The organism is Rhizobium sp. BK661 (assembly GCF_024808825.1).
Taxonomy (GTDB): Bacteria; Pseudomonadota; Alphaproteobacteria; order Rhizobiales; family Rhizobiaceae; genus Rhizobium.
The window spans coordinates 97,148-119,390 of sequence record NZ_JANTYT010000004.1; the positions used below are offsets into that span (position 1 = coordinate 97,148).

At 60.1% G+C, this 22,243-nt stretch carries 20 protein-coding genes; 18 read left to right on the forward strand and 2 right to left on the reverse strand.

Going from position 1 to position 22,243, the window contains the following annotated elements:
- Window positions 1-20: 20 nt before the first annotated feature.
- The 7 genes from FHX16_RS11180 to FHX16_RS11210 all read left to right on the forward strand — a co-directional run bounded on the left by FHX16_RS11180 (window position 21) and on the right by FHX16_RS11210 (window position 5,259).
- Window positions 21-1,040: an ABC transporter permease gene (locus tag FHX16_RS11180; RefSeq protein WP_183756275.1), complete on the forward strand. Its 1,020-nt coding sequence runs from the start codon at window positions 21-23 to the stop codon at window positions 1,038-1,040.
- Window positions 1,040-1,777 (forward strand): ATP-binding cassette domain-containing protein, encoded by a 738-nt coding sequence (locus tag FHX16_RS11185; RefSeq protein ID WP_183756276.1) that lies wholly within the window; start codon window positions 1,040-1,042, stop codon window positions 1,775-1,777. Before FHX16_RS11180 ends, FHX16_RS11185 begins: the two co-directional genes overlap by 1 nt.
- Window positions 1,778-1,808: 31 nt before the next feature.
- Window positions 1,809-2,651: a 5-dehydro-4-deoxy-D-glucuronate isomerase gene (kduI, locus tag FHX16_RS11190; protein ID WP_183756277.1), complete on the forward strand. Its 843-nt coding sequence runs from the start codon at window positions 1,809-1,811 to the stop codon at window positions 2,649-2,651.
- Window positions 2,648-3,403 carry a 2-dehydro-3-deoxy-D-gluconate 5-dehydrogenase KduD gene (gene kduD, locus FHX16_RS11195; RefSeq protein ID WP_183862896.1) on the forward strand — a complete coding sequence of 252 codons (756 nt, stop codon included), beginning with the start codon at window positions 2,648-2,650 and terminating at the stop codon, window positions 3,401-3,403. The genes kduI and kduD overlap by 4 nt, the downstream gene beginning before the upstream one ends.
- Before the next feature lie 9 nt (window positions 3,404-3,412).
- Window positions 3,413-3,742: a cupin domain-containing protein gene (locus tag FHX16_RS11200; RefSeq protein WP_183756279.1), complete on the forward strand. Its 330-nt coding sequence runs from the start codon at window positions 3,413-3,415 to the stop codon at window positions 3,740-3,742.
- A gap of 201 nt (window positions 3,743-3,943) precedes the next feature.
- Complete coding sequence (locus tag FHX16_RS11205; RefSeq protein ID WP_016554328.1) at window positions 3,944-4,735, forward strand: SDR family NAD(P)-dependent oxidoreductase; 792 nt, start codon at window positions 3,944-3,946, stop codon at window positions 4,733-4,735.
- A 203-nt stretch (window positions 4,736-4,938) separates the two neighbouring features.
- Entirely contained in the window at window positions 4,939-5,259 is a 321-nt protein-coding gene (locus tag FHX16_RS11210; protein ID WP_183862894.1) for a low affinity iron permease family protein, read from the forward strand.
- Between the two features lie 269 nt (window positions 5,260-5,528).
- Here the strand turns inward: FHX16_RS11210 and FHX16_RS11215 are convergent, their stop codons facing one another.
- Entirely contained in the window at window positions 5,529-6,302 is a 774-nt protein-coding gene (locus FHX16_RS11215; protein ID WP_183862892.1) for an endonuclease/exonuclease/phosphatase family protein, read from the reverse strand.
- 77 nt (window positions 6,303-6,379) lie between these two features.
- Here FHX16_RS11215 and FHX16_RS11220 point away from each other — a divergent pair, with 77 nt between their 5' ends.
- Entirely contained in the window at window positions 6,380-6,625 is a 246-nt protein-coding gene (locus FHX16_RS11220) for a hypothetical protein (protein ID WP_183862890.1), read from the forward strand.
- Here FHX16_RS11220 and FHX16_RS11225 read toward each other — a convergent pair.
- A complete protein-coding gene (locus tag FHX16_RS11225; protein ID WP_246712623.1) occupies window positions 6,575-8,149 on the reverse strand; it encodes a phospholipase D-like domain-containing protein in 1,575 nt (524 codons plus the stop codon). The two genes, FHX16_RS11220 and FHX16_RS11225, sit on opposite strands and share 51 nt — an antisense overlap.
- A 206-nt stretch (window positions 8,150-8,355) precedes the next feature.
- Between FHX16_RS11225 and FHX16_RS11230 the strand changes: the two genes are divergently transcribed.
- The 10 genes from FHX16_RS11230 (at window position 8,356) to FHX16_RS11275 (ending at window position 22,241) form a co-directional block, all read left to right on the forward strand.
- Window positions 8,356-8,883 (forward strand): hypothetical protein, encoded by a 528-nt coding sequence (locus FHX16_RS11230; protein WP_183862888.1) that lies wholly within the window; start codon window positions 8,356-8,358, stop codon window positions 8,881-8,883.
- 79 nt (window positions 8,884-8,962) lie between these two features.
- Window positions 8,963-9,124, forward strand: a complete 162-nt coding sequence (locus tag FHX16_RS11235; RefSeq protein WP_016554323.1) for a DUF1328 domain-containing protein — start codon at window positions 8,963-8,965, stop codon at window positions 9,122-9,124.
- A 232-nt stretch (window positions 9,125-9,356) separates the two neighbouring features.
- Window positions 9,357-11,357, forward strand: a complete 2,001-nt coding sequence (locus tag FHX16_RS11240; protein WP_183862886.1) for an ABC transporter ATP-binding protein/permease — start codon at window positions 9,357-9,359, stop codon at window positions 11,355-11,357.
- Window positions 11,358-11,634: 277 nt separating this feature from the next.
- Window positions 11,635-13,029 carry a selenium-binding family protein gene (locus tag FHX16_RS11245; RefSeq protein ID WP_183862884.1) on the forward strand — a complete coding sequence of 465 codons (1,395 nt, stop codon included), beginning with the start codon at window positions 11,635-11,637 and terminating at the stop codon, window positions 13,027-13,029.
- An 18-nt stretch (window positions 13,030-13,047) separates the two neighbouring features.
- Window positions 13,048-13,674, forward strand: a complete 627-nt coding sequence (locus tag FHX16_RS11250) for a hypothetical protein (protein ID WP_183756285.1) — start codon at window positions 13,048-13,050, stop codon at window positions 13,672-13,674.
- 188 nt (window positions 13,675-13,862) lie between these two features.
- Window positions 13,863-15,956 (forward strand): carboxy terminal-processing peptidase, encoded by a 2,094-nt coding sequence (locus tag FHX16_RS11255; RefSeq protein ID WP_183862882.1) that lies wholly within the window; start codon window positions 13,863-13,865, stop codon window positions 15,954-15,956.
- 546 nt (window positions 15,957-16,502) lie between these two features.
- Entirely contained in the window at window positions 16,503-17,249 is a 747-nt protein-coding gene (locus FHX16_RS11260; protein ID WP_183862880.1) for a transporter substrate-binding domain-containing protein, read from the forward strand.
- A 93-nt stretch (window positions 17,250-17,342) separates the two neighbouring features.
- On the forward strand, window positions 17,343-18,998 hold the full coding sequence (locus FHX16_RS11265) for an amino acid ABC transporter permease (protein WP_183862878.1): 1,656 nt from the start codon (window positions 17,343-17,345) through the stop codon (window positions 18,996-18,998).
- Window positions 18,979-19,221: a hypothetical protein gene (locus tag FHX16_RS11270; RefSeq protein ID WP_183862876.1), complete on the forward strand. Its 243-nt coding sequence runs from the start codon at window positions 18,979-18,981 to the stop codon at window positions 19,219-19,221. The genes FHX16_RS11265 and FHX16_RS11270 overlap by 20 nt, the downstream gene beginning before the upstream one ends.
- Before the next feature lie 8 nt (window positions 19,222-19,229).
- Complete coding sequence (locus tag FHX16_RS11275; protein WP_246712622.1) at window positions 19,230-22,241, forward strand: aminotransferase class III-fold pyridoxal phosphate-dependent enzyme; 3,012 nt, start codon at window positions 19,230-19,232, stop codon at window positions 22,239-22,241.
- Window positions 22,242-22,243 lie beyond the last annotated feature (2 nt).

The window sequence follows — 22,243 nt, forward strand, 5'->3', positions numbered from 1 at the left end:
AATCGATCGAGTACCAGACCGTGACACCAATTCTCGCAGAAAGTGCCGCGCCCCGGTCGCGGACGCAGAAGCAACCTATTCTCAGGCAGATCATGGCGATGCCGGCAGGCGCGATCTTCCTCGTCTTCATGACGCTGCAGATCGTCTGCATCGCAGGCGCCTTGCTCTATCCCGATCAGTTTCGCTATCTCTCGCCGCAGAACCTGACGATCCTGATGAAGGCAATTCCCGTGCTCGGCTGCCTGGCGCTTGGCGCCGGCGTGCTGATGATCGCAGGCGAGTTCGACCTCTCCATCGGTTCCGTCTACACCTTCACCGCCATCCTGATGGCGAGCCTCGTTGGCGCCGGATTGAGCGCCTTCATAGCCGCACCGCTCGGCGTGCTGGCCGGCATCATGATCGGGCTGCTCAACGGCCACATCACGCTGCGCTTCGGGCTGCCGTCCTTCATCGTTACCTTGGGCGGTCTGTTGTTCTGGCGCGGCGCGGTCCTGCTCTATAACGGCGCCGTCCAGGTGCGCTTCGACCCGGAACCGATCTTTACCAGCCTGTTCTCCGGCACGCTTTTTGGCATCAACGCGGCTTTCATCTGGATCGTTCTTTTCGTCGTCGGCTTCCACTATCTCGTCCACAGTCACCGTTTCGGCAACCACGTCTTCGCGACCGGTGGCAATCGCGGCGCTGCGGAGGCGATCGGCATTAACACCAACCGCGTCAAGCTCGTGGCATTCGCGATCGCCGGCGGCATGGCGGCAGTGGCCGGCATTCTTGCCACCGCCCGCGTCGGCAGCGTGCAGCCGGGGCAGGGCGCTGGATTGGAACTCCAGGCGATCGCCGCCTGCGTGATCGGAGGACTGTCGCTGCGCGGCGGGCGCGGCTCGATCATCGGCATCTTCCTCGGCGTGCTCTTGATCCACACCATCACGGACGTGCTGCTCCTGCTGCGCGCACCGGGCTTCTATCTCGACATGTTCATCGCGACGCTGATCGTGCTGGCCGCCATCTTCAACCATCTTATCGAGCGGCGAGGTCTTGCGTGATGTCGGCCACCAATCTTCTGGAACTACACAATATCTCGAAGAGCTTCGGCGCGCTGACGGCACTGCGCAATCTGAGCTTCCACATCGGCGAAGGCGAAGTGGTTGGCCTGCTCGGGGATAATGGCGCCGGCAAGTCGACGACGGTCAACCTGATCTCCGGCATTCACAAGCCGACGGACGGCTACCTCAGCGTCGACGGCAAGAAGACCGCCTTCACCTGCCGGTCCGATTCCGCCGATGCCGGCATCGAGACCATCTACCAGCATACGGCATTGGTCGATTCCCTCTCGATCACCCGCAACATCTTCATGGGCCGTGAACTCACCGATCGCTTCGGCTTCCTCAGGCAGCGCGAAATGCGCGAGATTGCCATGGAGGTGCTGCAGAACGCGGTCCACATTTCCGGCATCGATAGCCCCGATACGCTGGTTGGCAATCTCTCCGGCGGCCAGAAGCAGGCGGTCGCCATCGCCCGCGCGGTCTATTTCAAGAAGCGCGTGCTGCTTCTCGACGAGCCGACCTCGGCGCTGTCGGTTCGCGAGACGGAGGCGCTCTTGAACCAGGTGCTGAAGCTCAAGGCCGAGAACGTCTCCAGCGTCTTGGTGACGCACAACATTTACCACGCCTACCAGGTCTGCGACCGCTTCGTGATCATGAGCCACGGCACCAAGGTGTTCGATGTCGACAAGGCGGACACGACGATCAACCAGCTGACCGAATATGTCGTGCTCACCTGATCCCACCCAACAGACAGAAGGGGCATAGCCCGTGACCATTTCAGTGTCGGTACGCCAGGTCGTCGGACCCGAGGATGCCGCAAGGCGAGACACCCAGGGACTGCGCGACGGTTTCGTGATCGAGAACTTGTTTCGCCCAGGTGAGGCCAACCTCACCTACAGCCATCTCGATCGCATGATCGTCGGCGGCGTCATGCCGATTGCCAGTCCTCTTGAGATCGCCGCGATCGCACAGACCGGCACGGAGCGCTTTCTCGATCGGCGCGAGGCCGCCATCGTCAATATCGGCGGCGCCGGTACGGTCAGCGTCGCGGGTAAGCCCTACGAACTCGGCTTCCAGGAGGCGCTCTATATCGGAATGGGCGAAGGAGCCCTGAGCTTCGCCAGCAAGGATTCGGCGGCGCCTGCGCTCTTCTATCTGCTAAGCGCGCCCGCGCATCGGGCGTGCCCGACGGTGCACATCACCCGCGAGATGGCAAGGAAGGTGGTCGTGGGCTCGGCCGAGGAATCCAATGCCCGCACCATCAATCAGTATGTGCACCCAGATGTCTGCGACAGCTGCCAATTGCTCGTGGGGCTGACGATGTTCGAACCGGGCTCGGTCTGGAACACGATGCCGGCGCATGTGCACGATCGGCGTATGGAGGTTTATCTCTATTTCGGCATGCAGGAGACGACCCGCATTTTCCACTTCATGGGCGAACCCAGCGAGACCCGGCATGTCGTGCTGAAAAACCACGACGCGGTGCTGTCGCCCGGGTGGTCGATCCATTCCGGCGCCGGCACCGGCCGTTACGCCTTCATCTGGGCGATGGCTGGCGATAACATGAGCTTCACCGACATGGACAAGGTGCCGATGGAAGACCTGCGATGAGCCTTTTCGATCTTAATGGCCGCTGGGCCATCGTCACCGGCGCCAATACCGGCATCGGCCAGGCCATCGCGGTTGGCCTGGCTGAAGCAGGGGCCGACATCGTCGGCGTCGGCCGCTCAGCGATGGACGAGACAGCGGACGCGGTCGCATTGACGGGGCGCCGGTTCGTATCGCTGAAGGCTGACCTGTCCGATATCGGGGAGGCGAAGGCCGTTGTCGAACGCGCCCTTGCCGCCGGCGCCTCGCCCGATATCCTCGTCAACAATGCCGGCATCATCCGCCGCGCCGATGCGCTGGAGTTTACGGAGGAGGATTGGGATGCGGTGCTCGACACCAACCTGAAGTCCGTCTTCTTCCTCTGCCAGGCCTTCGCGAAGGCCGCAGTCGCACGGCAAGCGCCGGCGAAGATCATCAATATCGCCTCGCTCCTTTCCTTCCAGGGCGGCATCCGCATTCCGTCTTATACGGCTTCGAAAAGCGGGCTTGCCGGGATCACCCGGCTAATGGCGAACGAGTGGGCATCGAAGGGCATCAATGTGAACGCCATCGCGCCCGGCTACGTCGAAACCAATAATACCGAGGCGCTTCGCGCCGATGCCGAACGAAGCGCCGATATCCTCAAGCGCATCCCGGCCGCCCGCTGGGCGAAGGCCGAGGATATGGTGGGCACGGCGGTCTATCTGGCGTCGCGCGCTTCCGATTATGTTCATGGCACGGTGCTGCCGGTCGATGGCGGCTGGCTTGCCCGATAGGAGATGATAATGGCCGATCACTACACGCTTCCCGACGACATCACCTGGACCGAAGTCGCACCCGGCAACAGGCGCGCCGTTCTCTCGCACCGCCCGGAAATGATGCTCGTCGCCTTCAGTTTCGAGCCCGGCGCCATTGGTGCGCTTCATTCACATCCACACACCCAGGTAAGCTACGTGGCCGAGGGCGCCTTCGACGTCACCGTCGACGGCGTCACCACAAGGCTAGACGCCGGTTCCAGCTTCATCGTTGCTCCCAACCTCGTCCATGGCGTTGTCGCCGTTGAAAAGGGACTGCTGATCGACACCTTCACGCCAAGGCGCGACGATTTCCTTTAGGATGAGGCGCTTCTCCCAGAGGACGGAAGGGGCGCGCGGCTAGGTCCAGCGGATACGGCGAGTACTGGCAGAGTACGGCCGCATCCGACATTGCGGCTCGAAGCTGTCTGAAAATATCGCTGAGTCTCCCGGTAGTCAGACCGTTGCGGGACCGCAGAACTGACTATAGGTTTCGTCATCCAACCTTGACGGGAGCAAAAAATGCAAATCGATCTCACTGGAAAGAGGGCGCTGGTCACAGGATCAACGGAAGGTATCGGCTACGCAATTGCCCGCCAGCTTTCAAGGGCTGGAGCGGATGTCGTGGTCAACGGTCGGTCAGAAGACAAGACTGCAAAGGCCGCCGAACGGCTCAAGGGCGAAGGCGCCAGGGGCAGCGTCAAGTCTGCGGCCGCCGACCTCTCGACCGCCGAGGGGTGTGCGGCCCTGGTTGCCCAAGTTCCCCAGGTAGACATCCTGATTAACAACGCGGGCATCTTCCAGCCGATCGACTTTTTCGACGCGAGCGACGAGGTTTGGGATCGACACTGGCAGGTCAACGTCATGTCCGCCGTCAGGCTGGCCCGCGCCTATCTTCCAGGCATGCAGACATTGAACTGGGGCCGCGTGATTTTCTTGGCGTCCGAATCCGGTTTCAACATTCCAGTCGAGATGATCCACTACGGCGTTAGTAAGACGGCCGACATCGCGGTCGCCCGCGGTCTCGCCAAGCGCATGGCCGGCACGGGTATCACGGTGAACTCCGTCCTTCCTGGCCCCACGCTTTCAGAAGGCGTGGAAGCGATGCTTGCCGACGAGCAAGCTAAGACCGGGTTGCCATTGGAGGAGATCGCTGCCGCCTTCGTCAAGCAGCATCGCGGTAGCTCGATCATTCAACGCGCCACCAGCGTCGAGGAAGTCGCAAACTTAGTAACCTATCTTGCGTCGCCGTTCGCTTCCGCGACGACGGGCGCATCCGTTCGCGTTGACGGCGGTGTCATTGACACTCTCTAAGAGCAGAATTTTCACGAGCGAGCCGGGTTTGATCGGCCTAGCCTGCTCCACGTGTAGCGGGAACGGCTCTCAGGCCCGGGAACCGCGACGTCTTCATTGTCGGGGATCTCTGCGTCCCGGACTCTGAGGCTGTGTCGTGGTAGCCTTGCCGGAACCGCGATCGTGAATGCGGGTTGTGACTCCATCAACGGATGGAGAACACGATGCAGTGGCAATCACTTCTGACACAGCTTGGTACTTGGACTGCCCGCCCATGGGCTTTCCTCGTCGTCGCCATGTACACCATTGGATGGCTAATCCTCAGCCCGGAGACCCTGGAGTGGCATGGCGTCGCTACCATTGCCACCTGGTCGATGACACTCTTCATCCAGCGTGCCGAACACCGGGACACCCAAGCCATTCACGCCAAATTGGACGAACTGCTTTACGCGCACGGTGAGGCGAGGAACGAGATTACACGGATGGATGAGAAAGAGCCGGAAGAAATCGAGACCTTCCGTGACGTTCAAAATCCGGAAAAGTGACAGGCGATCAAGGAACGTCGCACTTATTCTCGATCTCAAACCTGGTGCAGAATGCCGACGGACCTCGTTGGGGCCGTCAGGCCGAGAACACCCAGCGGGCGCGTTGTTGGGAAGTGAACTGCTGATCGTGAATGACCGGAATTGGCACGATCCAGCCACCCTATAGGGTGACCAACTCGGCGAGCTTGCCGCGACAATGCGATCGTATCGTTTACGGTGCTCAGGTCGTTCGCGAGTCGGTTATGGGGCTGACTTCGCGGGGCGCGCGTTCAGGTCGAGTGGTCCTGCACGATTCTAAGGTTCACCTGTAGCGGTAAATGATCCGAGGCCCGGCGCGTCAGCGGGTCAAGCGCGATTGAGGTGGAGTCAACGCGGAGTTCTTTCGATACGAAGACATGGTCAATGCGCAACAACGGATACCATGAAGGAAAGGTCGGCCGTGGCATTGCGGAGACCATGCTCTGGGCATCCCGAAAGTGCTTTGCGAGGCTTTTGTATGCAGGCGAGGATGGAATGGCGTTGAAATCCCCGCAGACGATCGCCGGTGCGCCCTGAAACTCCGGGTGTCCGATCCAGTCCGCGCCGAGAAGTGCTGCCACCTGCCGATCGCGGTCGCGACTGCGCAGGCCAAGGTGAGTGTTGATCAGGTTGACGGCCGATCCCCCGACATCGATGCGCATCCAGATCGCCCCACGTGTCTCGCCAGCCGAGGGCAGTGGCCCCGCGCTCATCAGGCGAGTGGGTAGGGCCGTCAGAACGGCGTCGCCATAGCGCTCCTCCTCGACATGCAGTGCGGGGTGAAAGTGCGCCTCCATCTTGAGCAGAGCCGCAATCGTTGCAGCTTGATCGACCCCGCCCGTCCGCTTTCGGCCGACGTCGAGTTCTTGAACGGCAATGATGTCTGCCTCCGAGCGCGCGATCACGTCTGCAATCCTGTGTGGATCAACCCGGCGGTCGGTGCCGACGCAACTATGCACATTATAAGTGAGGATTTTGAACTCGCGGCGGTCCAAGTGCTGAGGGAGAGGGGAGCTTGTATTCATGCAGCTGGAACCCGCCAGAACCTAGATCGTTCCCAAGACAAGAGTGTCAAAGTGCGGCTGCTTTCGTACTGGCCAACATGGCCATCCTCGTCACCCACGTTCCCGGCGGTCTCGGCGTATTGGAGGCAGTTGTCAGCGCCATCCTGCCGGGCGCTGCCGCAATCGGCGGGCTGATCGTGTTTCGGGCGATCTACTTCCTGCTTCCGCTTCTGCTGGGGTTGCCGGCTTTCGCAATTAGCGAGGTCGCCGTCCGCAGAGGGCGGAAGAAGCAGCTAGAGAAGCGCATTGAGCAACCGCCCCAGTCGCAAGCGCAACTTCTGTAACGGCCAGTATGGGCGCCGGGGATCGATAAGGGACGTGCCGAGAAACGGGGTGGTTTCGCCACGATGAAGATCAACCTTGAAGTCCCTGAGCCCACGTTCACCGGTGTTGAGCGCCGCGATCGTCTCAAGCATCGTCCGTGTTTGCTCCATCTCGCGCACGACGGCTGGACTTGCTCCAAGATGCTCCGCCATTAGTCGATGACGTAGCGATCTGATGGAATCCCGATGGTCAGAACAGTCGGCTTCGAGGGCAAGGTCGCATTCGGTATCCAGTCCTTCCGAGCGGTTGTTGAGATTTGACGAGCCTATGCGCACGAAACTGTCGTCAACGATAATAAGCTTCGAGTGGACGATAAGCTCCTGTTCACCCCCGGTGCCATCCGGCACAACGGCATACATTACCCTCAGCCGATCAAAGCGATCGGAGCGCTTTAAGCGTCGGATGAGTCGGTCGCGATTGTTGCCCATCGCAAGCTTCTCAATCAGGCCGTGCGAGCTCTTCGTCACCACGACGGCAATCTCCGGTCCGTTGGGCTCCTTCAGTCGCCTTGCAATCGACCGTCCTACACCAGCGGATGCCAGATATTGGGTCTCGATATAGATCAAACGCTTTGCTGCGGCTATGGCGTCGCGCGTAAGCCGACGGGCCTGATAGCGGCCGCGCTTGCCAATCAGGCCTGGTTCCGTCAAGGCGATGGCGGCAGGAGTCTGGACCATGTCGGCGGCCAAGAGCGGGCCAGCCTCGGTGGGTTCGATACCAGGCACAATCCTCTCGCGCGTCGCTCTATTCCAGCGTCGTCGTGCCAGGTCACGAAGCATGAGCGCGGCCTCGCCGGAGACGAGGCACTGAATGTCGTGTACCGGGGGGTAGAGGGTGCCGTCCGTTGATCGCCTTAGGGGGTGCTCAACCCGATGGTCGGGTTCGTCCCATCGCCGGTCCGTCAAGTCGATGCCCCCTAAAAAGGCGAGGGAACCATCAATCGATACGAGCTTCTGGTGATGGCAAGCACGGAGCGGATGACCAAAATCGAACCGCAGCGAAATCTGCGGGTGGATGGAGACGGCGTTTCTGCGAAACAATCGCACGGACTTGCCGGAATAGATTGGCCCCATGCCCCAGACCAGAATCCTGAGCCGGAGCTGCGGGATGTCGTCAACAAGAGACAGGAGTAGCTCGCCGAGCGTTTCGGAGCTGACATCTGGTCTCAGGCGAATATCCGGATTGAAATCCCAACCAATGATCCATACTTCCCGTCGCGCTTTCCGAAGCGCTTGATCAAGCGCAGAAAAATACGCGGAGCCGTCGATCAAGAAGGTGGTCTCATCGGCGACACCGCTGCGCCAGGCGTTGCGGCGGGGCCGTATGATCTGTTGTGAAGGTGTCTGCCTGGACGGGCGTTTCAGGGCGGCGGTGACTAGCTGGAATGCATTCCGCGTTGTGGGGGCGTCGTCCGCCGATCGATACTCCTGCATGTTGCCTTGTTTTCCCTTGACCTCGGATGTCTCGCGAAACGTGCTGGGCAAAGGTCCGTTCCAAAGCGAGGGAAAGAAAATGCATCCGGTCTGGTATCATGGCTGGCAATCGCTGCCCTTGGAAGGCTTGGCGTTTTTTGATTTTAGCGGCCCGAAACTGTTGAGCGCAGGCCCCGAGGTCTCGCAAACGGCCCGTTGCGCCACGTTCGTGCCGGAATTCTCTGCTGTTGGTGCGTACAAGGACCAAGGGGCGCTACATGGAATTCATCAATCGTTTTGTCGATCAACCGATGCTGGAGGGCGCATCGCGAGTTCTCCAGATTTGGCATGAACGAAGCCGTCGTTCGCCGGACGAGCTTGGCCCTCTCTGGAGCCTTGTGGTGATTTCATGTCTCTTCGCGTCGAGCTGGTGGTTCCTTTCGGGATTCGTCAGTCTGCTTGCGGCGGGGACATTGCTGATGCTGTCACTTCCCCCCGCCTGGAAACTCCTGGCGCGACCGCAGCGGGGAGACTACGATGCCCGCGCGTACCGCGCGATGGCCGCGCTTGCAATTAGACGGCGGGAAACCGAGTGGGCCGTGCGGGTGCTGATGCTTTTAATTTCCGCTTGCCTGCCAATCCTTGCCCGAGGTGGCGATCATGCCGGTGAATCCTTTGTTCTTGGCGCCGGCGTTTGGTTTGTTCTGACAATTCCGGCGAATGCGTACCTGGCTGCTGCAGAACCGCCGAAACCCGAAGATGGCGACAGAGTGTTGATGAGGCGCCGCGTCGTGGCGGCGGCCTAACTGCGGATCATCGTAGCCTGTCCGCGGAACCAATCGCCTGCCGCTCCGTTCTTCTGTCGTCGCAGTGACGGAGGTGAAAATGCTTTACTATGCTCTCGTGTTCTTGGTGGTCGCGCTCATAGCCGGCGTGCTCGGTTTTGGCGGTATTGCTGGAGCATCCGCATCGATCGCGCAGGTCCTGTTCTTCATTTTCCTGGTTCTCTTTGTCGTGTCGCTCATCATGCGCGTCGCGAGACGATAAGATAGGTTACGCCATCTTTCGGGGGCGAAATCCTAAACCGACAACATGGCCTTGAGCTCGGGATCAGAGGCGTCAGCTGCAGCAGCTTGACAGCGCTCGGAGAGGACCCACCTGATCGCGGGTACCGGCTGAAGATGCCTTTGAGGGCGGTCGGCAGGGCCGGCCGGCTCGAGTGAGCCAATGTCGACAAGGGGAACATGAAACCTTTTGATTTATAAGCCGTTGTCGCGCTATGCCCGACACTAAACTCGATCCGAAATCGGTCGACGAAACCAAACCGCGGGGCGCCGAACAAGCGCGCCAAGAGGAAGCGCCAACTGCCGAGGCGGTGCCACCGCCAAATGTTGTTGAATCCGATCCAGAACTGACTCCTGAGGAGGTCGAGCAGGCCCGCAGGGGGTATCTACTGACGCGTTTCTGGATAAGTGCGCGCCGCTACTGGGGACGCAGCGGTGACAAGCTCGCTTGGCCGTGCTCAATCGGCCTGTTGATCCTCATCGGTACCAATGTCGGCTTCCAATATGGGATCAACATCTGGAATCGAGCACTCTTTGACGCCATCGAGCAACACAATGGCCGCACCGTCTATTTTTTGAGCGTCGTATTCCTGCCTCTCGTGCTTGGAAGCGTAGTCCTTGTCACGGTACAGGTGTCCGTTCGTATGATGATCCAGCGCCGCTGGCGCTCCTGGCTTACGACCGCGGTCATCGCGCGCTGGCTCGCAAACGGGCGTTACTATCAGTTGAACCTCATCGGCGGCGATCACAAGAATCCCGAAGCGCGTATTGCGGAGGATTTGCGGATCGCAACGGAATCGCCGGTCGATTTCATTGCGGGCGTTATCGCCGCGTTCCTGTCTGCTTCGACCTTTATCGTGGTGCTCTGGACGATCGGCGGGGCACTGAGGCTGCCGATTGCGGGATCGATTGTCACCATTCCCGGCTTTTTGGTGGTCACTGCCGTACTCTACGCCGCGATCACGTCCAGTTCGATGGCCGTCATCGGTCGCCATTTCGTCCGTGTTTCCGAGGCCAAAAATCAGGCGGAAGCCGAATTCCGCTATACGCTAACGCACGTGCGGGAGAACGGCGAGAGCATCGCATTGCTCGGCGGTGAAGAGGAGGAGCGCAGCGACCTCGACAAAAGCTTTGCAAAGGTGCTCAGGCAATGGGCGCTTCTTGCACGCCAGCACATGCGCACAACGCTTGTGTCACAGGGATCGAGCCTATTCGCGCCAGTAGTACCGGTCTTGCTCTGTGCTCCGAAGTTTCTTGAAGGCAGCATGACCTTGGGCGAGGTAATGCAAGCTGCCTCGGCCTTTGCCATCGTTCAGAGCGCGTTCGGATGGCTGGTGGACAACTACCCCCGTCTCGCCGATTGGAATGCCTGTGCACGGCGCATTGCCTCGCTGATGGTGTCGCTTGACGGGCTCGAGCGGGCGGAACAGAGCGACGCCTTGGGACGCATCAAGCACGGTGAAGCCCAGGGCGATGCAATCCTCAGCCTGAACGATCTCTCCGTGTCGCTCAACGACGGCACCGCTGTGGTCAAGGAGACGCAGGTGGAGATCGAACCGGGCGAGCGGGTTCTCGTGGCCGGTGAGTCGGGTACGGGCAAGAGTACGCTGGTGCGGGCCATCGCAGGCCTTTGGCCTTGGGGCGAGGGCAGTGTTGATTTCCATGCCGACAGACAACTGTTCATGTTGCCGCAACGACCTTACATCCCTTCCGGGCCGCTCCGGCGTGCTGTCGCCTATCCCGGCGCCGCCGACGGCTGGACGCCGGAGACGATCAAGGAGGCCCTCGACAAGGTCGGTCTCGGCTATCTGAACGACAAGATTGAAGAAGACGCGCCATGGGACCAGACTCTGTCGGGTGGCGAAAAGCAACGGCTCGCGTTTGCCCGTCTCCTGCTACACGATCCCGATCTCATTGTGCTGGATGAGGCGACATCAGCACTCGATGCCAAGAGCCAGGACAAGATGATGGAAATGATCATCCATGAATTACCGAAGGTGACCATCCTGAGCGTCGCGCATCGAGCTGAACTAGAGGCCTTCCATAGTCGCAAAATCACGCTGGAGCGGCGTCAGGGAGGGGCAAAGCTTGTCAGCGACATCGACCTTGTCCAGCGGAAGAAGAAACGGAACAAGCTCTTGCGCCTTCTGGAGGACCGGCGTTCCGCATCAAGAAGCCGGAGCAAGCAAGGGGCTGTGCCGAAGCATCCGAACTGAAGCGCTGCCGGCACGGCTTGAATGGCCTGCAGCACAACGTCGTGCAGATGGGGTGATATCGGCAGCCAAATGAAGCCCCAACCGGCCGGCGAAAAAAGGACTGCCCAAACCCGCCGTTATTTGAGACAATTGCTCGGGAAGAAATTCTCTTGGGCTCGGCCGGTTTCGAAACTTTGAACATTCCTCGGCTCTGCCCCGCCCGCAGCGTGAGTTGGCTGTCGGCAAGCATTAGCAAGCATTTTCATTGTTCAGCACACGCTAGCCAGGAGCAATTCGCATGGTAACGTGGAAACCCGATCCGAGCTTTTATCCATCACCGAGAATGGCCATGAAGGCCGCGCCGGAGACAATTGCCTACGTCGCCGCCTTCGATCCAACGCAAGCGGTTCCCGACCAGCTGGCGATCGTCGATGTCGATCCGGCGTCTGCGACTTATGGGCAGATCGTAAATACGCTTGCGATGCCGAATGTCGGCGACGAGTTGCACCATTTCGGCTGGAATGCCTGCTCGTCCTGTCTTTGCCCGAACGCACCGCACCCGCACGCAGAACGCCGCTACCTGGTCGTGCCAGGACTGAAATCCTCCCGCATCCATATCGTCGACACCAAGCCGGACGGCAAAAATCCGTCGATCGTCAGGGTCATCGAGCCTGCGGAGGTGGCCGAACGGGCCGGCTATTCTCGTCCGCATACGGTCCATTGCGGCCCCGAGGGCATCTATGTAGCCGCACTGGGCAACGCAGAAGGCAAAGCACCAGGCGGTATTTTCCTGATGGATCACGAGAGCTTCGACGTCCGCGGACAATGGGAGATGGATCGGGGACCGCAACAGCTGTCCTATGATGTCTGGTGGCACCTTGGCCACGATACGCTCGTGACCAGCGAGTGGGGCACGCCGGATACGTTCGAAAACGGTCTCGTCCCCGACATTCTGCTCGGTGCGAAATACGGACGTCGGCTCCATTTCTGGGATCTACACACACGCAAACACCAGCAGACGATCGATTTTGGCGAGAAGTATCAGCTCGTATTCGAGCTCAGGCCAGCGCACGATCCGACGAAGGCCTATGGATTTGTCAACTGCGTGCTCAGCCTTGAGGATCTCTCGTCCTCGATCTGGGTCTGGCATCGCGATGGCGCAAAATGGGCGGTAACAAAGGTGATCGACATCCCGGCTGAGCCCGCCGACGCCGACCAATTGCCGCCAATGCTCAAGGGGTTCAAGGCCGTACCGCCGCTCGTTACAGACATCGATCTCTCCATGGACGACAGATTTCTTTACGTGTCCTGCTGGGGAACCGGCGATCTGCTTCAGTACGATGTGTCAGATCCCTTGAAACCGAAACTGACCGGCAAGGTGCGGATTGGCGGCATCGTTTCGCGTGCATCGCACCCGGGCGCTAAGAACGGCGCCCTGAACGGCGGACCACAGATGGTGGAGATCAGCCGCGATGGTCGCCGCATCTATTTCACCAACTCGCTCTACGGGGCGATCGACGAGCAGTTTTACCCCGATGGTATCTCGGGGTGGATGGTCAAGCTCGACGCGAAACCGGATGGCGGCATTGCCTTCGACGAAAAATTCTTTGTTGAATGGCCGAATTCGCATCGCCCGCACCAAGTCCGTCTGCAAGGCGGGGATTGCTCGTCGGATTCCTACTGTTATCCGTAAGGAGCGAATGAGACGCCTATGAGCGACCTTTGGCCCTGGATCTTGCTCGCTGGATTGGGCGCGTTTCATGGTCTCAATCCGGCGATGGGATGGTTGTTTGCCGTTGCGCTTGGCGTCCACAGGCAGAGCTCTGCAGTAGTAATCCAGGCGGTCCCCGCCATCGCCCTCGGACACGCCGTGTCTATCGCGCTGGTGGCCGGAGCGGTGGTCGCAGCTGGCCTTGTCGTGAACGAGGGCGTGGTGCGCATGGCTACCGGCGGGGCGCTTATTGCATGGGCGATCTGGCACCATGTTTTTGGGCACGGTCGGCGTGTTCGCATCGGCTTGCGCACCGGGCTTTTTGGCCTTGCGTGCTGGTCGTTCCTGATGGCGACGGCTCATGGCGCGGGGCTGATGGTCCTTCCGGCCCTGATGCCCCTATGTCTCACCGAGTCGCCGGTGCCCGAAATCGGTGATTCCGCCGCAATGACGATCGCCGCGGTTGGTGTCCATACCCTTGCGATGTTGGCAGTCACCGGCCTCGTTGCACTGGGGGTCTATCGGTGGGTCGGGCTCGAGATATTGCGTAGCGCCTGGATCAACGTGGACTTCGTATGGACGCTGGTTCTGATTGGCACCGGCGCGTTGCTGCTGATCATCGGGTGACACGCCGGATGGCGACACGCCTTCCGGAATTGGGGGTGGCGCAGGCATCGCGTTGCCTGATCGCCGTTGGAACTGACTTTTGTGCATTAAGAATTGGGGCGAATGCTCCATGTGGTTGCCAAAAAACCACAATTGCTCCACCTAGATCGCACATCGTCACTCGGCATTATGAATTGGGTCAAAACTGAATGCGCATACCCTACGTTTTCCTTGGTGCATTTCTTGCAATCGCGCAGTCCGCGTATGCTGAAGTAGCACCGCCGCCTGTCCTCGCGCCTCAAAAGCAGCAGGCGCAGGCGGCTGAGTTGAGTGCAAAATTTCTGACGCGCTTCAGCTACAAGTCCGTTCCGCTTGATGACGCCTTGTCGGCCAAGATCATGGACAGGTTCATCAAATCACTCGATCCGGATCGCGTGATCTTCCTGCAAGCGGACATCGACAAGTTTATGGCTGACCGCAGCAAGATCGATGATGCTATCGAACGGGAGGACCTGAAAATCCCGTTTGCAATCTTCAACGTGTATGAACAACGCGTTGTCGATCGCATGAACTACGCACGCAACTTGCTTAAGCAGGGCTTCGATTTCAGTGTGCAGGAGGATTATTCCCTGCTGCGTGAAAAGGAGCCTTGGCCGCAGTCGGAAGCCGAGAGCGATGACCTTTGGCGCAAGCGTGTCAAAAACGACTGGTTACGGTTGAAATTGGGCGGCAAAACTGACTCGGCTATCCGCGAGACGCTCGACAAACGTTACGCAAACGCGCTTGATCGCGCATACAAATACAAGAGCGATGACGTTTTCCAGTCGTTCATGGATGCCTATACGACGTCAATCGACCCACATACGGACTATTTCGGCGCCACGGCTTCAGCTGACTTCGACATCGCGATGAAGCTGTCGCTGGTCGGTATCGGTGCGGTACTGCAGGAGCGCGACGATTACACGACCGTCCGTGAGCTCGTGCCCGGCGGGCCGGCGGAGTTGTCCGGTAAGCTCTCGGTCGGCGACCGCATTACCGGCGTGGGTCAAGGCAAGAATGGACCAATCAAAGAAGTGGTGGGCACGCGCCTTGATGAGGTCGTGCAAATGATACGGGGGAAGAAGGGCTCTGTCGTGCGCTTGGACATTCTCCCAGCCGACGCCGGCGCGGAAGGCACCCATCGCGTCGTCAGCTTGGTGCGCGATAAAATCAACCTCGAAAAGCAGGCAGCCCAGAAGGCCGTACTGTCCGTGAAAGCGGGTGAGTCCACTCGCAAAATCGGTGTGATTACCCTGCCGGCGTTCTATGAGGATTTTGAAGCCCGACGCAAAGGAGACAAGGACTACAGGAGCGCGAGCCGCGATGTCGCCAAGCTTCTCGGTGAACTGAAGCAAGAAGGAGTCGACAGCGTTCTCATTGATGTTCGCAACAACGGCGGCGGTTCATTGGATGAAGCGATCGATTTGACCGGTCTGTTCATCGGCAGTGGTCCTGTCGTTCAGCAACGCGGCAGTGACGGCAAGGTCACGGTCAGAAGCGCAGACTTTCGGACACCCGTCTGGACGGGCCCGATGGGTGTCTTGATCAATCGCGGGTCGGCCTCGGCTTCGGAGATCTTTGCCGCGGCAATCCAAGATTATGGTCGAGGCGTGATCGTCGGCGAGCCCAGCTTCGGTAAGGGTACCGTTCAGACGGTTGTCAATCTTGATCAGATGGTCCGTAACAGCAAACCCGAATTCGGTGAGCTGAAAGTGACGATTTCCCAGTTTTTCCGCGTCAATGGCGGGACGACGCAGTTGCGCGGCGTGACCCCCGATATCAGCTTGCCGGGGTTCTCAGATCCGACGAGCTTTGGTGAGATGAGTTATGACAATGCCCTGCCGTGGACCGAACTCAAACCTGCCAAGTATGCGCCCACAGGCAATATAGCGACGTTGCTGCCGAGCTTGCAAAGCCGTCATGAGGCTCGAGTGCAAAGCGATCCGGACTTTCAACGCGTTCTAGAAGACATCGCCGATCTCAAGGCGCAGCGTGAGAAGGGGGTTATCTCCCTCAACGAGGCCAAACGCCGCGAGGAAGCGACGGCTCGAGAAAATCGACTCAAATCGAGACCGGAAGCAAACAATGGCGAAGATCCCGATGCCGATGACGGCCTGCAGGCAAACGAACGCAGCCTAAGTGCTGACATTGCCATGGAAAATGCCCGCAAGAAGGCAAAGGATGTTTTGTTGAACGAGGCCGCTGCCATTCTTTCCGATGAAGCGGATTTGCAGGAAAGCGCGCCAAAGGCCGCCACAAAATAGCTGGGCAGCGGGCGGAGACCAGCCATCCCCATTGGTTGGTCCTGCCACTGCAGATTTCTGAAGACGTGTAAAGCGTCAGTTCAACATGCTATTGGGACGCCGCCGAGCCTTGCGCGGCGTCACGTATCCAGATCGGCCGCATAGCCTTTGCTGCTCGGCGCTCCATTCGCCGTCGGCGCCTCCGAATTGGTTCTTGGCCTCGATGATCGTCTTACGACTTCACGAAAGCCGAAGCATGGATGACATTCCCGAATGAAGGGCTTGGGCGCGCGCCAGGCTGCGAAGGAAGTCTCCACCTTTCCGATTTGAGTTCTTGCCGAGGGAGGCCGTGCCGCCCCTTCGACATAGGCGAAATGAAAATAAAAACGTTTTTATTTTGCTTGAAATCGTTTTTATTGTCAGATACCTCTTGCTTCTAAGCTTGGGAGGGCTTGGCGCAGCCTCGATCATTCAGAGTGGTCAGTCGAGCGGTCGCGAACCAACGGCAATGACGGGCCGTCGTGTACCGGCGCCGTTTCCCTATGGTTTATCAAGAGGAGGAGAAGCATGAAAAAATTGATCGTCACGCTCGCGCTCTCGGCGCTGGTGTCAAGTGCAGCCTACGCGGCGGATCTCGGTGGTAAGCTGGTTAAGGTCGGCTCGGACACAACCTCGCCGCCGATGGAAAGTGTCGATCCCACCAGCGGCCAGATCGTCGGCTTCGACGTCGACGTGGTCAATGCCGTTTGCGCCAAGATAAATTGCCAGGCCGAGTTCGTGACAACTGGCTGGGACGGCATCTTCGCCGCCCTCGACCAGAGCAGCTTCGATCTCGTCGCGTCCGGCGTCTCCATCACCGATGAACGCAAGAAGGCAATGGATTTCTCCGACCCATATATCGTCAACAGTCAGGCGGTACTGATGCGCGTCGCCGACCAGGGCACCTCGCTCGACGATTTTAAGGCACACGGCCGAAAGCTTTCAGCGCAGGCCAATACCACTGACGCGCAGGTGGCCGAAAAGGTAGTCGGCAGAGAGAATGTGGTCGCTTACGACAGCTTCAGCGCGGCGATCATTGCGCTGAAGAACAAAGATGTCGACGGCGTCGTCATTAATGGTGCCAATGCCGGCGCTTACGAGCGCGAGTTCGCCGGTGAGCTAGTCGTTGCGATCAAGGATCTGGAATCCGATCCGCTCGGACTTGTCTTCCGCAAGGGCGATGAGAACGTCGCCGTCTTCAACGAGGGCCTGAAGGCGATCAGGGACGATGGCACGCTCGATAAGCTAGTCGCAAAGTACTGGGGCCTGAAGTAGGCCGCGGCGCCTAAGCCCGTTTGCCACTTTCCGGAGCGCGCTGTGTTTGGCGCTCCGGCTCGACCGAACCCTTGAAATGCCCCGGAGGAATGGATGTCGTTCCTGAGAAGCGTGCGTCCGAGCAATCTGATCATCCTGACCGCGCTGCCCTTTATCGTTTACCTGTTTGCTTCCTCAAGCGCTTATCAACGCTCGTTGAAGGCGATCCTCGGTGTCGAAAACGGCTCGTCGGCCTTCGTGCCCGGCTTCCTGCTGATGCTTCTGGCCTTCGCAACCGGCTTCGCAGTGCCAACAGTCGCGAGCGCCAAGGGCCGAAAGAAGCAATGGCCGATGATGGCGGCCGCAGTGAACGTTCTGGCGGCGCTTGCCATGATCTGGACCGCACTCGTTCATCCCTTTGTTGCCTCAGTGCTTGCCAATGGGGTAGATCCGTTCAAGTCGGAGTTGATTGTCAAGGGCGTTACCCCGCGACAACTCACCGAAACAGCCGAAATGATGCTGCGGGGCGTCGAGAGTTGGCTGTTTCCGGCCTATCTGCTCCTTAGCCTTGTCGGCATTGTTATGTTTTTTGCCGCTCGGCCGGCTGTCGGCGAAGAGCCGGGGCCGTTGCGTCGAGTCGGTGGCTGGGTCCTTGGCATCGCCAATGGGGCGGGGCTGGTTTTTATCCTGTTCTTTGCCCACATCGCGTTCGCTTCGGGTGTTGCGACCACAGTGCGCGCGGCTATTGCCGCCTATCTGCTGGCGGCGTTGCTCGGTCTTGCTTGGGTCGGATTGCTCCAGTTGCGCGCCAGTACCCGCACGACGAGTTATTTCGCTGGCGCAACCGTACTTCTCGTGCTCGTCGCCGCTTGGTTTCTCCTGCAGCCCAGGGATGCCTATGTGCTGGCCGGAACCTTGGACGGAAAGATAGGCATCGTTACGAACACGCCGGCAAGCCTCGTAAGCGCCGTGCGCTTCGGTCAATATGAAGGCGGGCCGGAGACGGAAACGCCGGTGCGCACTTTCGTCGGGCCAAAAGAGGCTCTGGCTTCGATCGCCAAGAATGAAGGCGTGAGCGGCGCGTTGTTGCCAGCGACGGCAGCGCCTGCCGAGCTGCCGGTCTTGTGGAAGACTGAAGCGCTCAACGACCGTGACCGCGCGACGGGTATCACCTTCGTTGTCTTTGCGATCATTCTCGGCCTCTTGACCTTCGGCGGCTTCCTGCACCACCGCCATCCGCTGGCCGTCGGTTCTGAACTGGTGGTCGATACAATCCGCGGCATCCCGATGCTTGTGATCGTCCTCTATGTCGGCCTGCCGCTCAGTGGCGCACTTAAGGACGCAACGCAGGGCGTGCTCGATCCACCGAATATCCTGCGCGGCATTGTTGCCATGGCACTTGCCTATTCAGCCTATCTCGCAGAGATCTTCCGCTCCGGCATCAATGCGGTCCCGGTCGGCCAGATAGAGGCGGCCAAGAGCATCGGCCTCAACCGCTGGCAGACGGCACGTCTCGTCATCTTGCCGCAGGCCCTGCGGATCGTTATTCCGCCGCTCGGCAACGAGTTGATCGCCATTCTCAAGGACACCTCACTGCTATCGATCCTGTCGATCCGCGACATTACCCAGAGAATGCGTGAGTTCCAGTCAGCAAGCTTCCTGCCATTCGCGCCCTATAACTCGGCGGCGATCTTTTACATCTTCCTGACGCTGGCCGCAGCGAGTCTCGTCAACATGGTGGAGCGCCGATATGACGTCAAACACCGCTGACAGCGGCCGCACCGTGTTGATCACAGGGGCTGGGCACGGCCTTGGGCAGGCGCTTGCCGTACTCTCACTGCACCCGGGTTGGGTAAGGACCAACATGGGCGGCGAGGGGGCGATGGTGGCTGCGCGGCATAGCGCAAACGACCTCAAGGGGACTATTGACGGCGCGAGCACGGCTGACAGTGGCAGCTTCTGCGCCTATGACGGAAGGCAGGTTGCATGGTGAGGGACAGGATGCACGCAGTTGAACAGGCGATCGGGACCCTTCTGCAGGACACTTACGGCATTGAGGCTGCGCTCGCACCTTTGCCGGGGGAGCATGACCTGAATCTTCGCCTGCGCGCAAGAAACGGCAACGACTACCTCCTCAAATTGCACGCCCCCGGCGACGACGCCGAACTCGAGATGCAGATGGCGGTGCTCGACTATCTTGAAACCAACGCCCCCGAGCTTGCCCTGTCGCGAGCGATACGGACGCGACAGGGGGCGGTAAGCATTCCCGCCGAGATCGACGGACCGAGAACGGCACGGCTGCTTACCTGGCTGCCCGGCACCATCTGGGCGAAATCGACAGTGCGCGGCCGCCACAGTGCCGAAGCGCTTGGCCGATTGCTCGGTCGGCTCGATTGGCATCTACAGGGCTTTACCCACGCTGGCGCGCGCCGGATCTATGGCTGGGATATCGGCCGCGCCGACATGCATCTTGTTCATGTCGCCATGATCGGGGACGCCGACAAGCGGGCCAGCGTACATACCATCCTCAGCCATTTCACCGACAACGTCCTACCACGCCTGCAGGCCTGCCCGCGGCAAGTGATCCACAACGATGCCAACGATTACAACGTGCTGCTGGACGAAGCCGGAAACGTCAGTGGTCTGCTCGATTTCGGCGACATGGTCGAGACCTTTCGTGTCGTCGAGATCGCGGTAGCCGCGGCCTATGCCCTGATCGGCGAGCGTGATGCAGTGGGCACCATCGCGGCGGTGACGGGAGCTTATCACGACGTTAATCCGCTGAGCGAGACCGAGGCGGAGCTGGTCTTTGACCTGGTGCGTACTCGCTATGCCGTCAGCATGTGCATGGCCGCAAAACAGATCCGCGACAATCCCGACAACACTTATCTCCTCGTCAGCCAGGAGGATGTCTGGCGCGAGTTGCAGCGGCTGGAGACTGAGAACCGCTCGATCGCCGTTGCCCGCATCCGGGATGCATGCGGGTTCGCCGCAATCCCCTCCGCTGCCGGGGTGGTGAAGTGGCTGGAGCGCAATGCCCATGATTTTGTTGCCATCGTCCGCCCTTCTGCCGAAAGACCCAACGTCGCGGTCCTGGATTTCTCGGTCGCTGGCGGGAACAGTTGGGCGGGTCTTGCGCCTGACGCCGCCGAAGCGCGCATTGACGCCATTCTGGCTAAGGAGCAAGCCGATTTCGCCATCGGCCTCTATGGCGAGAACCGGGCAATCTATCAAGGCGACGCTTTCGAAACGGGAACCGAGGGAGCGCGCCGGTCGGTGCATCTCGGCATTGATATATTCGTGCCGGCTGGCGAGCCGGTGTACGCGCCCTTTGCCGGAACTGTCGCATTCATCCACGACGACGCCGTCGCATTCGGCTTCGGCCCGACAGTTCTTTTGCAGCATGACACCGACGATGGCACCGTTTTCTGGACACTTTACGGGCACCTGGCACGCGAAGGTGTTGCCAGGCTCTCGGTTGGACAGCCGATTGCCAAGGGCGAAGCCTTCGCCGCGTTCGGCGCAGCATCGGAAAACGGGCAGTGGGCACCGCACCTGCATTTCCAGATCGTCACCGATCATCTCGGCCTCGGCGGTCGAATGCACGGAGTCGGCGTACCCGATCAGTGGCAGGTCTGGCGCGACGTCAGCCCCGATCCCTCCGTCGTCCTCGGCCTTCCCGTTCCAGCCTCGGTCATAGTGGCGCGCGACAAGGATTTTCTGGTTCGCGAGCGTCATCGTCACATCGGTCGCTCACTCAGCATCGCCTACAGTGCGGCGCCTTTGAAGATTGTCGGCGGCGAAGGTGCCTGGCTGATCGAAGAGGACGGCACCCGCTGGCTGGACATGGTCAACAACGTTTGCCACGTTGGCCATTGCCATCCGCGTGTCGTTGCCGCGGCACAGAAGCAGATCGGTCACCTGAACACCAATTCGCGTTACCTCCACGACTCCCTTGTGGAATATGCACGGCGCCTGACGGCGCAGTTTCCCGATCCGCTGAACGTCTGCTTCTTCGTCAATTCCGGCAGTGAGGCCAACGATCTCGCGATCCGCCTGGCGCGGGCCTATACGGGAAATCGCGATATCATCACGATCGACCATGCCTATCACGGTCATCTTTCGAGCCTGATCGACGTCAGTCCCTATAAGTTCGCCGGTCCCGGCGGCGAGGGACAACCGTCGCATGTCCGCGTTGCAGAAATGCCGGATCTCTATCGTGGCCGCGTCCGCTATGGGAATGCCGAAGCCGGCAACAGATACGCGGACAGCGTGAAGGACCAGATCGAAGCGCTGGCAGCCGCGGGGCGTCGCCCGGCGCTGTTCTTCAGCGAAGGCATTCTCGGCACCGGCGGCCAGATTCCGTTGCCTGACAACTACCTCAACCAAGCCTTCGCCTTTGTTCGGGAAGCCGGCGGACTTTGCCTGTCTGACGAGGTGCAGGTCGGCTTTGGCCGCGTCGGCCGCCATATGTGGGCGCATGAGCTCCAGGGAGTGGTGCCCGACATCGTGACGATGGGCAAGCCGATCGGCAACGGCCATCCGATGGCAGCCGTGGTCACGACCGAGGCAATCGCCGCATCCTTCGCCAACGGCATGGAATACTTCAACACGTTCGGCGGCAACCCAGTCTCGGCCGAAATCGGGCTTGCGGTGCTCGACGTGATCCGCGACGAGCGGCTGACCCACCATTGCCGCGTGATCGGCGACCGGCTGATGGACGGCGCGCGTGCGCTGGCCGAGCGCCACGGACTGATCGGCGACGTGCGCGGATCCGGCCTCTTCAACGGGATCGAACTGGTGCGCAGCCGCGAGACGCTGGAACCGGCAGCAGCAGAACTCGACCGCCTGATCGCCGGCATGAAGAGCCGGCACCGCATTCTCCTCAGCAGCGAGGGTCCGCATCATAACGTGCTGAAAATCAAGCCACCGGCTCCCTTCAGCGCCGAAGATTGCGACCGGTTCCTTAATGCGCTCGACGAAGAATTGACCTTGATCGCAAAGGGCGGGTGAGC

Bases quoted from the DNA above. Each gene is read 5' to 3' on its own strand.
- FHX16_RS11260 (WP_183862880.1), top strand. From the start codon at position 16,503: ATGAAAAAATTGATCGTCACGCTCGCGCTCTCGGCGCTGGTGTCAAGT.
- FHX16_RS11270 (WP_183862876.1), top strand. From the start codon at position 18,979: ATGACGTCAAACACCGCTGACAGCGGCCGCACCGTGTTGATCACAGGG.
- FHX16_RS11255 (WP_183862882.1), top strand. From the start codon at position 13,863: ATGCGCATACCCTACGTTTTCCTTGGTGCATTTCTTGCAATCGCGCAG.
- FHX16_RS11215 (WP_183862892.1), bottom strand. From the start codon at position 6,302: ATGAATACAAGCTCCCCTCTCCCTCAGCACTTGGACCGCCGCGAGTTC.
- FHX16_RS11275 (WP_246712622.1), top strand. From the start codon at position 19,230: ATGCACGCAGTTGAACAGGCGATCGGGACCCTTCTGCAGGACACTTAC.
- FHX16_RS11205 (WP_016554328.1), top strand. From the start codon at position 3,944: ATGCAAATCGATCTCACTGGAAAGAGGGCGCTGGTCACAGGATCAACG.
- FHX16_RS11265 (WP_183862878.1), top strand. From the start codon at position 17,343: ATGTCGTTCCTGAGAAGCGTGCGTCCGAGCAATCTGATCATCCTGACC.
- FHX16_RS11200 (WP_183756279.1), top strand. From the start codon at position 3,413: ATGGCCGATCACTACACGCTTCCCGACGACATCACCTGGACCGAAGTC.
- FHX16_RS11210 (WP_183862894.1), top strand. From the start codon at position 4,939: ATGCAGTGGCAATCACTTCTGACACAGCTTGGTACTTGGACTGCCCGC.
- FHX16_RS11250 (WP_183756285.1), top strand. From the start codon at position 13,048: ATGAGCGACCTTTGGCCCTGGATCTTGCTCGCTGGATTGGGCGCGTTT.
- FHX16_RS11240 (WP_183862886.1), top strand. From the start codon at position 9,357: ATGCCCGACACTAAACTCGATCCGAAATCGGTCGACGAAACCAAACCG.
- FHX16_RS11245 (WP_183862884.1), top strand. From the start codon at position 11,635: ATGGTAACGTGGAAACCCGATCCGAGCTTTTATCCATCACCGAGAATG.
- FHX16_RS11235 (WP_016554323.1), top strand. From the start codon at position 8,963: ATGCTTTACTATGCTCTCGTGTTCTTGGTGGTCGCGCTCATAGCCGGC.
- FHX16_RS11185 (WP_183756276.1), top strand. From the start codon at position 1,040: ATGTCGGCCACCAATCTTCTGGAACTACACAATATCTCGAAGAGCTTC.
- FHX16_RS11230 (WP_183862888.1), top strand. From the start codon at position 8,356: ATGGAATTCATCAATCGTTTTGTCGATCAACCGATGCTGGAGGGCGCA.
- FHX16_RS11220 (WP_183862890.1), top strand. From the start codon at position 6,380: ATGGCCATCCTCGTCACCCACGTTCCCGGCGGTCTCGGCGTATTGGAG.
- kduD (WP_183862896.1), top strand. From the start codon at position 2,648: ATGAGCCTTTTCGATCTTAATGGCCGCTGGGCCATCGTCACCGGCGCC.